The following is a 14,933-nucleotide window of genomic DNA, read 5'->3' as shown; positions in this document are numbered from 1 at the left end:
ACAGCTCTGGAATCGGCTCCAGGTTCAATGCTTCCAAGCATTGCCGCTCTAAAGTCCGGTTCCAGTCTTGTGCAGAAGGCGAGGATCGATGCCCGGCTGGTCACTGAACCGCTCAAGCTCGTTGTAGGCCGGAATGCCGTGCATTGCCATATCCAGACCTTCCTCTTCTTCCTCAGCCGTCACCCGCAGGCCAACCGTCTTCTGGACCAGCTTCGCGAAGCCGAAGCTCATGGAGAGCCCCCAGATGACGACAACTGCGATTCCGAGTGCCTGCACGCCTAACAGATGCAAGCCGCCTGTCGTCAGGAGACCTTCGTTCTTATCAAACAGGCCGACCGCCAGCGTTCCGAAGACTCCGTTGATCCCGTGAACGGCTACGGCTCCAACCGGATCATCCACCTTCAATTTGTCGATGACCAGCGTTCCCCAGATGACCAGCACACCTGCAATGAGTCCGATCAGTATCGAGGAATAGGCGCTGACAAAGGCACAGCCTGCGGTAATGGCAACGAGACCGGCCAGCGCGCCGTTCATCGTCATACTGGGGTCCGCCTTCCCGTAGCGGAACATCGTGTACACCATCGCCGCTGTTCCTCCCGCCGCTGCCGCAAGCGTAGTGTTGAGTGCGATGGAAGCGAGATTAACATCAAACGCATTCAGCGTGCTTCCCGAATTGAAGCCGAACCAGCCAAACCAGAGAATAAAGGTTCCCGCCGAAGCCAGCGGAATATTGCTTGGCGCGAATACGTTCACGCTGCCGTCCGAATTGAATCTTCCCCTGCGGGGGCCGAGCACTTTGGCAAAGGCGAATGCCGCCCACCCGCCCAGGGCATGAATCGCAGCGGAGCCTGCAAAATCCTTCATGCCAAGCTGCGCCAGCCATCCGTCTCCGTTCCAGATCCAATGCGCCGAGATCGGGTACAGGATAGCGGCCACGAATGCAGCGATCAAAATATACGCCTTGTAGCTCATCCGTTCCGCAACCGCGCCGGAAATAATGGAGATCGCCGCAATGGCGAATCCGATTTGAAACAAGACAAAGGCTGCGAGCGGGAGATCGAGGGACATCTTCAGCGACTGGGAAGCGCCCCAGAAATTGAAGCTGATGACACCGCCCGAGTCTTTGCCAAACAAGAGTCCGAATCCGATGAGAAAAAAGGCCAGCACTCCCACCGTCAAATCCACAAAGATTTTCATTGTCACATTAACCGCATTCTTCGTCCGTACCAAGCCAGCTTCTAGCAGGCTGAACCCGCCTTCCATGAATATAACCATGGCCGCTGCCAGTACAACCCATACGGTATTCATTGCTACTTCAGTTCCGGCATTCATGTTGATGTTATCCTCCCTGACACGATATGAGCATCTCTAATAGTAAAAGCGAGGCCTATCATTGTCAACATGAAATGTTATGTTTGCTAACACAAAAAAGAGACGAGTTCAGGACTTCGCCTCTCTTTGTTCACAGGTTTGTCATTCATGTAATGCAGTTCACATTAATTCATCAATGGTCTCGTCGGGTTCGCCGGTGCGGATATTGTACATTTCCTCAATGGTGCTGACAAAAATTTTGCCGTCGCCCATCTCGCCGGTCTGAGCGGTCCGGATAAGAGTCTGGATCGTCTCCTGCACTTTGTGGTTGGATACCACGATCTCGATTTTGATCTTGTGATGCAGATTCACCGTATAGGACTTGCCCCGATAAACGCCTGTCGTGTTCTTCTGCTGGCCGCGTCCCTGAGCTTGAGTGACTGTAAAACCGGTTACATTTATGATGCGAAGAGCCTCTATAACCTCTCTCAGCTTCTCGGGACGGATGATCGCTTCTACTTTTTTCATAATGACCTCCAATAAGTAGTACGGTAGTTAGCCATCGGCAGCATTGATTGTAACACATCCCGCGGAAGGCCAACATGATTTTAGCCATAATAGGAACTTTAGCAACNAATGTTATTTATATCAGAGTTTTATGTGGATAATCAGCTGATGAACCATCTGGAGAGCTTGATAAGAAAAAAACATCAACAAACTAATAGTTAGTAGCTTGACATTTATAATGTGATTGAATTATTATAGTGCCATAGCAATCATACACAGATCAAATTAAAGTCAGTTGGCCAACACTTCAATTTGACCGGAATTCATGAACTCATCGGGGATCGTATTTCCGCGTTCAGGAGAAACTAACAATCAGCAGAATATGGTGGTGTGTGCAATGGGCTTTCTGGATAAATTATTTGGCAAAAATGCCGATCAGGAGGAGAACACAATGACTAAATTAAATATCGGAATTATTCTGGGCAGCACTCGGAAAGGTCGTTTAAGCCCTCAGGTGGGAGAATGGGTGAAGGGTATCGCGGAGAAACGCGGGGATGCCAACTACGAAATCGTCGACATCGCTGATTACAAGCTGCCACTGCTGGGCGAAGAGGATGCTACAGAGCAAGCTACAGCCTGGAACACCAAGCTTGCCAGCCTCGACGGCTTCGTATTCATCGTGCAGGAATATAACCACAGCATCTCCGGAGCTCTCAAGAACGCCCTGGATTACGCCCGCGAAGCCTGGAACAATAAAGCCGCCGGCATCGTCAGCTATGGTTCTGTCGGTGGAGCCCGTGCCGCCGAGCATCTTCGCGGCATTCTGGGAGAACTGTCGATCGCCGATGTCCGCGTGCATCCTGCGCTGTCACTGTTCACCGACTTTGAGAACGGCGCAGTCTTTAAGCCGCAGGATCTGCATCTGACTAATGTTAACGGCATGCTCGACCAAGTCGTAGCCTGGAGCGGCGCGCTGAAGACGCTGCGCTGATCCTCGCTCGGCAATTAATAAGCAGGAATCGCACTGAAATGAGGTGCTGTTCCTAAATAACCCATTCGGCGATGATATCCTTTCTGGCATAAGCACGAGAGGATATCATACGATCGCCGCTTTGGGTTATTTTTCTATGTATGCATGTCACACATCTTCCAACAACACATCAGCTACATTTGCCTTGCGCAGACGAAGCCGCTGCACCTTGCTCAGAGGTATCTGATAAGGATGCTTTCTGCCGGGATACCGGCTCTCCGTGGCTGGAAATTGATTCTCCACAAGCCTTGCGTACAGTGCATCCATGAAAGCCAGCCATTCAGGAGAGCCTGTCGGTTCCTGACCGAGAAAGCGCTGCAGGTACCCGTACCCGTCTGCCAGATAGAAGATTTTCAGGGCAAGCGCAAGATCACAGCCGGAGTCGGATAATAGAGATTGCGGAAATCCGAAGCCATCATCCCAGTTATAACGGTCAAGCTGACGGCAGTACTCCTTGTACTCCTCGTTGTCAAACAATAATGAACCGTCTTTGTCGCTCTCGTCGTCTTCGTCACCCTCGTTCTCAGCATCATCCTCGTGCTTCTTCCGGAACCACTCGGTATGGCCGAACCGCCGTTCTAGCGCCTCCTCTGCCTGGCCGCTGCCACGCTCGGCGGCTGTACAATACAGCTCATATGCTTTTTGCATATCGCGCTCCACACCAATGCCCTTCTCATAAAGGCGCGCGAGCTCGGCCAGTGCATGAGCACTGCCGCGATTTGCGGCTTTTCTGTACCATTCTGCGGCCTGAGCGCCATCCTTGGCTACGCCTTGACCACGCTCGTGGAATTCACCTAGCCGGCACATGGCCTCAATGCTTCCATGCTCCGCGGCTTTTTCATACCATTGCACCGCGATGGCATAATCCCGCTTGACGCCCTGACCGAGCCAATAGCTCTTCGCCAGCAGAGAAATCGCGGATAAATCTCCCTGCTCGGCACGAGCAAGACAAATCTGAAACGCACGGCGGTATAGCTCGTTGGACTTGCTCTTGTCTCTTGGTACACCGTCCGCATATTCATAACAGTGCGCCAAAAGGCGAAGCCCCTTCAGATGATCCTGCTTCGCGGCAGCTGCCAGCCACTGTGCAGCCAGGGGCAGGTTGTTCTCAACCCCGGTTGCCTCATAGTAGCAGCACCCAAGCATATACTGCGCATCGGAATCGCCTTGCTCTGCCGCCCGTTTGAACCATATTTCCGCCTGTAAATTCTCTGCCTTCTCTTCCTCATCCTCTGTATAGCCGTGATAATAAAGCTGCCCCAGATTGAACTGTGCCGGAATATAGCCGGTTTCCGCCAATCGGTGCAAATCCTTCATCGCTTCCGTGTACCGGTGTTCGGCGGCAATACCGTAATACTCACAAGCCCGCCGCAAATCCTGTTCGACGCCATAACCGTTCTCATAGCAAATGCCCAGCAGATGACCAGCCTTGGTCTCACCCTGTGCGTCGGCCTTCTCCAGCCACAGGATCGCCTGATCGTAATCCTTTTCACATAAAGTTCCCTTTAGATAAGCCTCACCCAGATCATACTGTGCCTGAGGGTAGTTCTGCTCAGCGGAAAGCGTATACAGCTCCAGCGCCGTTTTTCTGTCCGCTTTTACGCCATGGCCAAATAGATAGCAATCTCCCAGCTTATGCTGAGCAACGCGGTGTCCCTGCTCCGCGGCTTTTGCAAGCCAGCTTGCTGCCCCAGCAGCCCCTTTGTTTCCGTCCAGATATAGTATCAAGCCCAGCCTGTACTGGGAGTCGGCATTGCCCTGCTCGGCTCCGCTGCGGTACAGCTCAATTGCCTTTGTGAGGTCCTGCTCGACGCCGCTTCCGAATTCATAAAGACCACCTAGCGCATTGCGCGCGCGCAGATGCCCCTGATCCGAAGCCAGCTGGTAATACTCGGCGGCCTTCGTCAGATCCTTTTTTGCGCCAAAGCCATTCTTATAGCATTCTCCAAGCATATATTGCGCGTGATAATTACTGCGCCCCGCGGCTTGGGAGAACCAGTAGAACGCTTTATCATTGTCCTCATCCACAGCAATGCCGTAGTAATAAAAGATGCCCAGATTACATTGTGCCCGGGGATAGCCCTGCTCGGCTGCCTGGCGGTATAGCTCAAGCGCTTGTTCCTTGTCCTGCTCCACCCCTACACCGTTTTCATAGCACCACCCAAGGTTACACATCGCTTCCGGGTAATCGCGGTCGGCAGCAAGCCTATAAAGATGCACTGCCTGTTCCGTTTTTTTCTCTACCCCCCAGCCATTCTGATAACACACGCCGAGCAGACTCTGCGCACGGACATAGCCTTGTTCGGCAGATTTTGTGAACCAAAGGACAGCCTCGTCATTATCTTCCTTCACTACGATGCCATTATAGTAAAAAAAGCCAACATTGCACTGCGCTTGAGCATAGCCTTGCTCGGCCGCCTGACGGTACAGCTCCATAGCCCTGGCTTTGTCTTCCTCCACACCGGTTCCAAACTCATAGCATAACCCCAGCTCCGTCTGTCCACGGGGGTCCCCCTGCCTGGCGGCAAGCTGGAACAGCTCTACAGCGTGTTCTGGATTTCGCTCCACACCATGCCCGTGCATATAACATTGGCCCAACAAAAACTGCGCTCGTGAATGACCCTGTTCCGCTGACTTGGCGAACCACTGGGCGGCCTGTTCGTTGTCCTCCTCCACCGCAATCCCTTGATAGTAGAAAAAGCCCAAATTGCACTGAGACACAGGATGGCCCTGCTCCGCCGCCAATCGGTAGAACTCCGCCGCCTTTTGATAATCCTGCTCCAGACCTTTGCCAAATTCATAGCATACGCCCAGCGCACATAGTCCATCCGGATAATTCCGTTTGGCGGCGCTGCGGTACAGGGCGGCAGCTTGCTCCAGGCTTTGCTCGACGCCATAACCGTTCTCATAGCACACGCCCAAGAGATACTGCGCCCGGGGATAATCCTGCTCACAGGCTCTGGCGAACCAGCGGGCAGCTTCCTCGTTGTCTTCTTCAACCGTGATGCCATGATAGTAGAAAAAGCCCAGATTGCACTGCGCCGGAGCATAACCCTGCTCTGCCGACTTGCGGTACAGCTCTCTGGCCTTTGGCTTATCCATCGGAATGCCGTATCCGTTCTCATAGCATTCGCCCAACAGAAGCTGCCCCCGGGAATGACCCTGTTCAGCCGCCTTAGTAAACCATTTAACTGCCTGAACGTTATCCTCTTTCTCTACAATGCCAAGATAATAAAAAAAGCCCAAATTGCACTGTGCCGGGGCATAGCCCTGCTCGGCTGCCAGCATATACAGCTCCATCGCTCTGGCCTTGTCTTCCTCGATACCGGTTCCGTGCTCATAGCACAGCCCGAGCGCACACTGCGCAGGCGGAAGATCCTGATCCGCCCCTTCACTGTACAGGGAAACGGCCCGTTCATAATTCTCAGTCACGCCATATCCGTTCTCATAGCACACGCCCAAATAGTATTGAGCCATAATGATACCCTGTTCAGCCGCCTGGGAGAACCAGTAGAAAGCCTGCGAATACCAGGAGAAGGCCTTCTCATCGTCCTTATTGGCGCCATACACGCCGCTGTAATACCAATGCGCCAGGCGGTACTGAGCCTCTGCATCCCCGCTCTCCGCCTTTTCAGTCAATTCCTGCAGGTCTTCCTGCTGCTCACTTTCATATGTCAATGTTCAACCCTTCTTTTCGCTATTGATAATTTTTTAATTGTGTAAATAGTAGCATTTTTTTCCTCCTGAATACTAGCTTATTCTGCTTAATAGTCCATGAGACATATCAGAATCCGTAAATGTGAACGCTTGCTATTCAGTCAAAAGTCCCCCACCTTAAGAGGCCCTCAGAACAGCTGCGGAAGGGTACTTTGTTCTGTATGGATCGCCGGGAAAGCACGGGCAGAACCAAACCGTCCATATCTCACGAAGCAACAATCAGCTGCCTTGAATCCCATGCGAGAATACACGCCAAGAAATCTTCAATGTCTGATCGTAGGCATCCGGATTCTCGTACACCAGCTGCACATCCAGTCCATCCAAAAGGGTAACGTAGGCTTGTGCGCATTCTTCAGGGGCCAGCCACGCGATCTGCTCCCGGGCAAACAACTGAGTTACTTCATCTTTCAGAGCCGCCAAGTATTGCGGATATTTGATCGAGATAATCTCATTGGCCTCAGTTGGAGTGACAAAAGAGACCACAAACATGAAATTAATCTCCGTATGCGTTATGAAGCGATTTTTGTGTTCAACAAGGAACTGATACAACCGCTCATCCCAAGCGGACTGTTGATTAGCAGCAAAAAAATGACGGACAAACGATATTTCCACATCAACTACTTCTCCATATATTTCCGTAAACAGCGCGATCTTGGAGGGGAAATGATAGGAAAGCGACTGCTTCCGGATTCCCGCATCTATTGCAATTTGAGCCATCTTCACTCCGTAATACCCGTACCGGTTAAAATGCTGGACTGCAACTTCTTTAATCTTGTCTTTGCTCATTGATTCCCTCCGCTGCTTTTTTTCTTCCGTAAACAAGGTATAACAGCAAATAAACGCCCATTACGGCTATAGCTATATAATAGACTTGAATATAGGAATACAGGGTGGCGATTAATCCAAGAATCATTGAACCACCGCCTATGCCCAGATCAAAAAAATTGAAGAAGGATGCCATCGCATGCTCATGCTCATGCACCTCAACCAGGTTAACACACCATGTCTGAAGAGCCGGAAAAATGGCGCCGAACCCGAACCCGTATACAACTGCCGAGATCAAGAACATGACATTACTATCAGATATCGTTAAGAGCCAAATCCCGGCCATCATCACGATCGCTGAAGGGACGAGCACCGAGCCGGGGCCCAGTCTATCAAACATTTTACCAGATACGAGACGAACCAAAAAACTCCCGAGAGCAATAAGAAAGAAAAACCACGCAATTGTCTCGAACCCTTGCTCCTTCGCATAAAGAGCCAGAAAGGACATAATCGCTCCAGCCGCTACACCCACCAGCATAATGAGTACTGAGGGAAACAAAACCTTTTTCTCTATGAATTTGACTTTGGCCCCAGCCTGCACGCTGCTGCCGCCCTCACCAGGCTTTCGGGATACAAAAACCGCCATCAGTAATGCAAGAAGAACAATCCCCATTCCGCCATAAAACAATCCATGAAAATCATATTTGGTCAAAATAGCCGTGCCAATCAGCGGTCCCACCGATACAGCCACAGTCTCGCCAACACCAAAATACCCCATCCCTTCTCCACGACGGTCCTTAGGGATATTCTCGGTTACAAGCGTAGCAAAATAAGTCGTTGCAATGCCGAATCCCAGCCCATGCAGGACACGCAGCAATAATATCATCCCTATATTTGAAGCCAGATAGTAAGCTCCTGTCACCAATGCACATATCGCGACACCGATTAGCAGCAAATATTTTTTGTCCATCTTAGCGGCCAATGAAGCTGTGAACGGACGGATCAAAATGGCTGAGAACATAAAAATCCCTGTAACCAGGCCAATCTGTGACGCACTTCCCCCTACGTGGGAAACAAACAAAGGCAATGTAGGCAGCAGCATCTCAAAGGCCATAAACATAAGGGAATTAGCTAGCATTATAAAAATAAAAGCTCTACCCCAAAGCTTCGACCCCTCGGTGTCTATTGCATGAGTACTCATTGTTCAATTTACCTCCATTTAAAAAATAGGAAATGCCATCATTTTATCTGACGATCGTCAGATTGTAAAGTTTTTCGACCATAAAAAAAGAAAAGCTTTTGCTTGCGCAATCGCTTCTCTCATTAGAACCGCATAACGAACAGCAGCAGGCCACCGTCTGTCGGTACCCGCTGCTCTTGAACTTCTTTATTGCGAGGCCGAGGCTTTACCCCTTAATGGCTCCGGCGGTAATGCCGGCGATAAAGTAACGCTGCAGCATCAGGAATAACAGGATGATGGGCACAATCGCAATCAATGACCCGGCAAATACGATCCCCCACTGGGTGGTGTATTGACCCTGGAAATTGGCAAGCGCCACCGGCAAGGTCCGCTTCAGCGGATCATTGATGATCGTTAGCGCCCAAGGGAACTCTTCCCACACAACGAGCGCGTTAAAAATGGTTGCCGGCACAAAAGCCGGCTTCGACAGCGGCAGAATGATGGAATAGAACAGCGTCCAGGCATTGCCTCCCTCCATCTCCACGGATTCATCAATATCAAAAGAGATGGAATCGAAGAATCCCTTAAGCAGAAACGTGGTAAAGGGAATACTGCCGGCGGCATATACCACAATTAATCCCCATAGTGAGTTGTACAAGCCAAGCTGGCGGATCAGCAGGAATTGCGGAATCAGCAGTGTGAGGCTCGGAATGACCAGTCCGCCCATCAGAATCGCAAAGCTCAAGCCTTTTCCTTTAAAATGAAATCTGGAGTAGGCAAAGGCCAGCATGGAGGATAATACAAAAATCAAGGCAAAGCTGGACAGTGTGACCAAAACGCTGTTGAACAGGTAGCGTGCAAAATCCTGACTGACCCAAGCTTCGGTGAAATTCCCCCAGGTTATCTCTGACGGAACCAGCCGGGGCGGAAATTCAAACAACAGGGTCATCGGCTTTAAAGCCGTCAGGAACATATAAACAAGCGGATACACGGAAATGAGTCCGCCTATAATGAGCAGCGTGTACAGTACTATTGGTTTCCATAACGAACGCATGAGATCGCCTCCTTAATTCTGTCTATTCAGGCGAAATTGTATAGCCGTCAACCCGGCAATAATGACAGCGAACACATAGGACAAAGCCGAGGCATAACCGAGATCATACTCTGTAAATGCCTTTTCATACATCCATGTCAGCATCACTTCCGTCTGGTGCAGCGGTCCGCCATCCGTAATCAGGTAAATGGAAGTAAACACATTAAATGCCCCAATAATCAACATCATCTGGATAAAAAAAGTAGTGTTGCGAATGGAAGGCAGCGTCACGTAACGAATCTTCTCCCATGTGCTGGCTCCATCCAGCGCTGCAGCCTCGTATAGATCCTTGGGCACTCCCTGCAATGCAGCCAGGTAGATTACCATCACCCATCCGATCCCTTTCCAGATGCCCAGAGCGCCAATAACAAACATCGCCTTGCCGGGATCGCTCAGCCAGCTAATTGTCTCTCCGGTTAGATGCAGCACATCGGTGATTACATAATTCAAGAAGCCCTGGTCCATGAACACGAATTTGAAAATCAGTGAGGCTACCACCCAGGATGTGATAACCGGCAGGAAATAAACCACACGAAACAGCTTAATTCCAAAACGGTTCTGATGCAAGGCATAGGCTACCAAGAAACCGAATATCATCTGCCCGGGCACGGAAATCAATCCGTACACCAGGATATTCCGCAAGGAAATCCAGAACATGGAATCAGACAGCACATGCTTATAGTTGGTGATTCCGGTAAACACGGGATGATTAATATCCGTCAGTCTGAAGTCATAGAAGCTGTAGATAAAATTCCGAATTAACGGGTAGAGGATAAACACTGAAAAAAACATAAAACCGGGCAGAAAAAACAGATATCCGGCAGTCCCTTCCCTTTTTCGCATAGATATGACTCCTTATTTAGAGGAGACGCCTTCACTTCATGATTCAGATGAAGGCGCCTTCATTAATAGTTAATCCTTTAACAGTTTGTCGATCTGCACAACTGCCGCATCAAGCTCAGCTTTGACATCTTTATCCGTCAGGAAAATACGGGTCATCGTATCGCCCAGCACATTGTCGATTTGCGGCCATGATTTTACAGGAGGACGTGCCTTGGCTGTTTTTAGCTGTTCCATAAAGATAGGATAGTAATCAATCTTCTGGACTTCCTCATTGTTCATCGCCGCCAGGTTAACCGGAATTTGGCCGATTTTGCCCATCTCTACCTGTGAAGATTCGGATACCATAAACTTAACGAACTTCCAGGACTCCTCCTTCTTATCCTTGCTCAGCACCCCTAAGTCCTCGCCTCCAAGCACCTGCACGGAGCCTGCCGAACCCGCCGGGAACAGCGCCATATTAGCCTGGTAATCCGGAAATTGCGAGTTGAATTGCGCCACAGACCATGGTCCCTCGGCCATCATGGCATAGCTTCCCTGTGCATGGCCTTCCGTTACGGATACATCTCCGGGCTTGAAGCCTGAGATTTCTCCGGCCGCATACGCCTTTCTCAATCTGGCAATAATGTCAACCGTCTTCGGCGAATTCAAATAGCCGTCAGCAGTCTTGTAGTCCGGCGACAGAATATCCCCGCCATTGCTCCAAATCCATGGCAATACGTTCCAGCCCTGCAAAGCCGGTTCACCGTACCCCCAGCCTTTCGGGAACTGAGCCTTAACCGCCGAGATCGCGCTGAAGAACTCATCCATCGTAGCCGGCGCCTGATTCACTCCGCTCTTTTGGAGCATGTCCTTGTTCCAGAACAGCACCTTGGTATTTGTATTCAGCGGGACACCGTAATAATGGTCACCGACTTTCGCGGTCGAGAGCGGACCTGCCAGCAGCCCTTGCGCGACTGTATCAAAATCGGCAAACTCCTCATCCAGCGGGGCCAGAACGCCGGAATCCTGCAGCTCCGGAACCCAGATAATATCCAGACGGGCTACATCGGGCAGCTCTCCTCCTCCGCTGCTGTTGATTTGAAGCTTCTTATGCAGCTCGTCCCAAGGAAAAGCCACGGCATTCACCTTGATGCCCGGATTCTGTTTCTCAAATTCGGGGATCAGCTTCTCGGTCAAGGTTTTCTCTTCCGGAGAAGCTGTGCTGTAGTGATGCCAGAACGTTATGGTTACCTGCTTGTCCGCCTGTGGAGAACTGGCATTTCCGGCTTCCGGCTTATTGCCGTTGCCTGAACCGCAAGCTGATAGAACAACAAGCAATACAAGCACAGTTGACAGTAAGAGGCTCCTTTTGATCATCATATGTTAGTCTCCTTATATCGTATTTTGATATACATGAAACTGCCGAGGGTGAAGACTTGCAGTTGCTGCACCAAGCTCGGATGAACGGTATAAGCAAGTGCTTTCATGAAGGCCCAGATCATTATGAATAGACTCCAGCTGCACTTCCGATGAAGAGAAATTAATCAATAAGCTCATGCTTTGGGATTCATCCGCTCTGCGAATCAAGTAGCATTCGGATTCTTCCATATATTGCAGCTCAATTCCGCCATTCTGAAGTGCTGTATCACCTTTTTTTCTTGAAATCCAGAATTGCCATTGCTTAAACAGCGGATGCTCCATCATCAGGTCTTCCCATGGCATTGCTGCGCGGCAGTATGGGTCATTTTCTCCAGTCATACCGATTTCATCCCCGTAGTACACAGTCGGATTGCCGGGAAGCATGAACTGTACAGCAAGCAGCAGCAATAAATCCTCTTCGTTCCCGCCGCATCTGGTCAAAATCCGCTCGGTGTCATGGCTTCCCAGCAGATTGAACATTTGCCCTAGTTCCGCAAGTGAATACCGGTGGGTAAAATGAACAAGACGAGCATGGAACTGGCGCAAGGTGATGGAACGGTCCAGAATAAAATCGAACAGGAGGGTGCGAAGCTCGTAGTTCATGACACTGTCCACCGCTCCGGACAGCATCAGCCGCTTGGCATCGTCCCAGATTTCTGCAATAATGATAGCGTTGGGATTTAATCTCTTCACCACGGATTTCAGCTCCCGCAAGAAGCTGATCTCCACCTCGTCTGCGACATCGATCCTCCATCCGTCGATACCGCTTTCTTTCTGCCAAAAAGAAACGATATCGTAGATGTATTGCTGAACAGCGGGATTCGATGTCCGCAGCTTGGGCATCCACTGATAGTATCCTACTGAATCATACCCCTCTTCGCTTCGCACTACCGGATATTGATTAATGTAGAACCAATCCTTATACTCCGACTGTTCCCCCTGTTTAATCACATTCTGGAAGTACGGGTGATAATACCCACAGTGATTAATGACCAGGTCCAGAATCACCTTGATATCCCGTTCATGGCATTTGCTGACGAGCCGACGCAAGTCATCGGCCGTTCCAAACTGCGGATCAACGGCGAAATAATCAATCGTATCATACTTATGGTTCGATGTGGCGCTGAATATCGGGTTGAGATACAACGCATTGATACCCAGGCTGTCGAGATAATCCAGACGGTCAATGATCCCCTGCAGATCGCCGCCCATATAGTTGTCGCGTGTAGGCACGCTTCCCCATGGCTCTGTGCCTTCAGGATCATTATCCTTATTTCCGTTGCTGAACCGTTCCGGAAATATTTGATACCATACCCGGCTGCCGATCCAATCCGGCGGATCAAGGGCATCCCTGTCTCCTGCATAGGATAACGCGAACCCGCCTTTCGTTTCTTCTGTGAGCTTCACGCCGTCGGAATGAAGCCAATACCGCTCACCCCCGCTTTCAAATTCAAATTTATATTGCAGGTAACGGATACGAGACTCCGTTCCAGTCAATATCGTACGGTAATACTTGTAATCCTCGGATTCCGCCCACATAACCATAGGCTGGGACTGTATCCCATATTGCTCCAGCTTGTATTTATTCCAGTGCAGGAGCCGGACTGTATGGTTATGACTTGGGAGCCTGAGCCGGATCTCCATCTGCCTTGGCGAGATCAGGACAGCATCCACCGCCGGGTCGTGATAAAAGTTTGTAGTCATTGAAATCCTTCCTCTACTCCAGTATGTTCTTCATCACTTACTGCCGATGCGTGTCTGAATCAAGATGGATTGCACCACGCTTTCCTCTTTGCTCATTAGCGCGAACAGCATTTGGGCCGCCTGCTTGCCCATCATCTCCAGGTCAATCTCAACAAAATGAATCGGATACTTCATATAACGGGATATTGGGAAATTATCAAATGTGGCCAAAGCCAGTCGGGATAAAACAGAATGTCCCAGTTCCCAGTCGAGAACCTCAAACAGCTGCTCATGTGTACAGCAGATTAAAGCATCCGGCTGCGGAAGACCTTCTGGTTGCTCGTCCCCCTCTTGATTAACCGCTTTCAAAGCTTCGGGACTGTGAATGACGTTAACTTCCAATCCTGCCCGGCTGATGGCTTCTGAGTACCCTTTCAGACGGTCGGCGATAAACTTGTCCCGCTCTGCCGCGCTTTTATCCGCATAGATCAAAATATGGCGACAGCCAAGGTCAATCAGATGCTCGGTCAATATCCGGCCAGCCTGCACATTGTCGATATCAACCCACGGTACTCCCTCCTTTCGCAGCATATTTTCCCCGGAGACAACATAGGGCATTTTATGTTTAAGGAGCAAATTGTAATTTTGCTCATTTAACAACGTATTCGGAATAATCAGGCCGTCCACCCGATGATCGGCGACAACCCGTTCAAAGGTGGACTTGCTTTTCTTCAGCCGGTGGTCGCTCATCATCAGAAACAGATGATCATTCTGATACACGATCTCCTCAATTCCCTGAAGCACCTTATAAAAAAAGGGGTTCGCATAGGCCCGCTTATCCGTGTAATCAAAGCAAAAACCAACAGTAAACGTCTTATTAAAAGCCAATCCGCGGGCAATGGAATTGGGCACATAGTTGTGCTGCTTAATAATCTGCTCGACCTTTTGCCGTGTCTTCTCGGAAATGCTGCTGCTCCCGTTCAGAACCCGCGATACCGTAGCCTTGTTGACCCCGGCAAGATCGGCTATTTGTTGAATGGTCAACTTCTCCATATCTTACTCCTTCCTTGATGCAACCGGTTGCATAATGATTATATAAAATCCTGTCCTTTAATGCAATAAGGAAATTGGCGAGCGTAATAAAATAAAAGTTCCTCTTCAAAGTTTCGGCCCTTGGCGGTTTATTGCTTGGTTACTCAATGTTTAATTGGCGAAGACACGAATCAAGGTTGCAAGAATCTCTTGTTCCGATAATCCGGTCGCCTTGGCAATCGTGGCGATGTCGATGTTCAGCTTCAGCATAAATAAATGGCCTATGAGCTGGGTCCCTGCCTCTCAATAAACCCACGTTTTATAAGGATTTTCCGGTATCAAGTAGACTACTCAAAGTTCAGAGACTTACATTT

The 14,933-nt window shown here is 50.0% G+C and carries 11 protein-coding genes; 1 reads left to right on the top strand and 10 read right to left on the bottom strand.

What is annotated here, in order from left to right; genetic code table 11:
* Positions 1-48: 48 nt before the first annotated feature.
* Entirely contained in the window at positions 49-1,308 is a 1,260-nt protein-coding gene (locus KIH86_RS26145; protein ID WP_235775612.1) for an ammonium transporter, read from the bottom strand.
* Positions 1,309-1,491: 183 nt separating this feature from the next.
* Entirely contained in the window at positions 1,492-1,839 is a 348-nt protein-coding gene (locus KIH86_RS26140; protein ID WP_223086291.1) for a P-II family nitrogen regulator, read from the bottom strand.
* A 430-nt stretch (positions 1,840-2,269) separates the two neighbouring features.
* Here KIH86_RS26140 and KIH86_RS26135 point away from each other — a divergent pair, with 430 nt between their 5' ends.
* Positions 2,270-2,809 (top strand): NADPH-dependent FMN reductase, encoded by a 540-nt coding sequence (locus KIH86_RS26135; RefSeq protein WP_223086290.1) that lies wholly within the window; start codon positions 2,270-2,272, stop codon positions 2,807-2,809.
* A 147-nt stretch (positions 2,810-2,956) separates the two neighbouring features.
* On the opposite strand, the gene KIH86_RS26130 is transcribed toward KIH86_RS26135, so the two are convergent.
* The 8 genes from KIH86_RS26130 to KIH86_RS26095 form a co-directional block, all read right to left on the bottom strand.
* Complete coding sequence (locus KIH86_RS26130) at positions 2,957-6,526, bottom strand: DUF4274 domain-containing protein (protein ID WP_223086289.1); 3,570 nt, start codon at positions 6,524-6,526, stop codon at positions 2,957-2,959.
* Between the two features lie 258 nt (positions 6,527-6,784).
* Positions 6,785-7,351, bottom strand: coding sequence for a TetR/AcrR family transcriptional regulator (locus KIH86_RS26125; protein WP_223086288.1), 567 nt, complete (start codon positions 7,349-7,351; stop codon positions 6,785-6,787).
* Positions 7,332-8,531 (bottom strand): MFS transporter, encoded by a 1,200-nt coding sequence (locus KIH86_RS26120; protein ID WP_223086287.1) that lies wholly within the window; start codon positions 8,529-8,531, stop codon positions 7,332-7,334. Before KIH86_RS26120 ends, KIH86_RS26125 begins: the two co-directional genes overlap by 20 nt.
* 205 nt (positions 8,532-8,736) lie before the next feature.
* On the bottom strand, positions 8,737-9,564 hold the full coding sequence (locus KIH86_RS26115) for a carbohydrate ABC transporter permease (protein WP_223086286.1): 828 nt from the start codon (positions 9,562-9,564) through the stop codon (positions 8,737-8,739).
* Positions 9,565-9,576: 12 nt separating this feature from the next.
* On the bottom strand, positions 9,577-10,395 hold the full coding sequence (locus tag KIH86_RS26110) for a carbohydrate ABC transporter permease (RefSeq protein ID WP_223110752.1): 819 nt from the start codon (positions 10,393-10,395) through the stop codon (positions 9,577-9,579).
* A gap of 120 nt (positions 10,396-10,515) precedes the next feature.
* Positions 10,516-11,802: an extracellular solute-binding protein gene (locus KIH86_RS26105; protein ID WP_223110751.1), complete on the bottom strand. Its 1,287-nt coding sequence runs from the start codon at positions 11,800-11,802 to the stop codon at positions 10,516-10,518.
* Positions 11,803-11,817: 15 nt separating this feature from the next.
* Positions 11,818-13,548, bottom strand: coding sequence for a glycoside hydrolase family 13 protein (locus KIH86_RS26100; RefSeq protein WP_223086283.1), 1,731 nt, complete (start codon positions 13,546-13,548; stop codon positions 11,818-11,820).
* 33 nt (positions 13,549-13,581) lie between these two features.
* Positions 13,582-14,580: a LacI family DNA-binding transcriptional regulator gene (locus tag KIH86_RS26095; protein ID WP_223086282.1), complete on the bottom strand. Its 999-nt coding sequence runs from the start codon at positions 14,578-14,580 to the stop codon at positions 13,582-13,584.
* Positions 14,581-14,933 lie beyond the last annotated feature (353 nt).

This window comes from Paenibacillus sinensis (genome assembly GCF_019904155.1).
GTDB classification, from domain to species: domain Bacteria; phylum Bacillota; class Bacilli; order Paenibacillales; family Paenibacillaceae; genus Paenibacillus_AQ; species Paenibacillus_AQ sinensis.
The sequence above is the reverse complement of the archived record's forward strand: the minus strand, read 5'-3'. Positions and strand labels throughout refer to the sequence as shown.

What these genes read in the sequence shown, in the direction of transcription:
- KIH86_RS26120 (WP_223086287.1), bottom strand. Translation starts at nt 8,531, where the DNA reads ATGAGTACTCATGCAATAGACACCGAGGGGTCGAAGCTTTGGGGTAGA.
- KIH86_RS26115 (WP_223086286.1), bottom strand. Translation starts at nt 9,564, where the DNA reads ATGCGTTCGTTATGGAAACCAATAGTACTGTACACGCTGCTCATTATA.
- KIH86_RS26095 (WP_223086282.1), bottom strand. Translation starts at nt 14,580, where the DNA reads ATGGAGAAGTTGACCATTCAACAAATAGCCGATCTTGCCGGGGTCAAC.
- KIH86_RS26105 (WP_223110751.1), bottom strand. Translation starts at nt 11,802, where the DNA reads ATGATCAAAAGGAGCCTCTTACTGTCAACTGTGCTTGTATTGCTTGTT.
- KIH86_RS26145 (WP_235775612.1), bottom strand. Translation starts at nt 1,308, where the DNA reads ATGAATACCGTATGGGTTGTACTGGCAGCGGCCATGGTTATATTCATG.
- KIH86_RS26110 (WP_223110752.1), bottom strand. Translation starts at nt 10,395, where the DNA reads ATGTTTTTTTCAGTGTTTATCCTCTACCCGTTAATTCGGAATTTTATC.
- KIH86_RS26135 (WP_223086290.1), top strand. Translation starts at nt 2,270, where the DNA reads ATGACTAAATTAAATATCGGAATTATTCTGGGCAGCACTCGGAAAGGT.
- KIH86_RS26125 (WP_223086288.1), bottom strand. Translation starts at nt 7,351, where the DNA reads ATGAGCAAAGACAAGATTAAAGAAGTTGCAGTCCAGCATTTTAACCGG.
- KIH86_RS26100 (WP_223086283.1), bottom strand. Translation starts at nt 13,548, where the DNA reads ATGACTACAAACTTTTATCACGACCCGGCGGTGGATGCTGTCCTGATC.
- KIH86_RS26140 (WP_223086291.1), bottom strand. Translation starts at nt 1,839, where the DNA reads ATGAAAAAAGTAGAAGCGATCATCCGTCCCGAGAAGCTGAGAGAGGTT.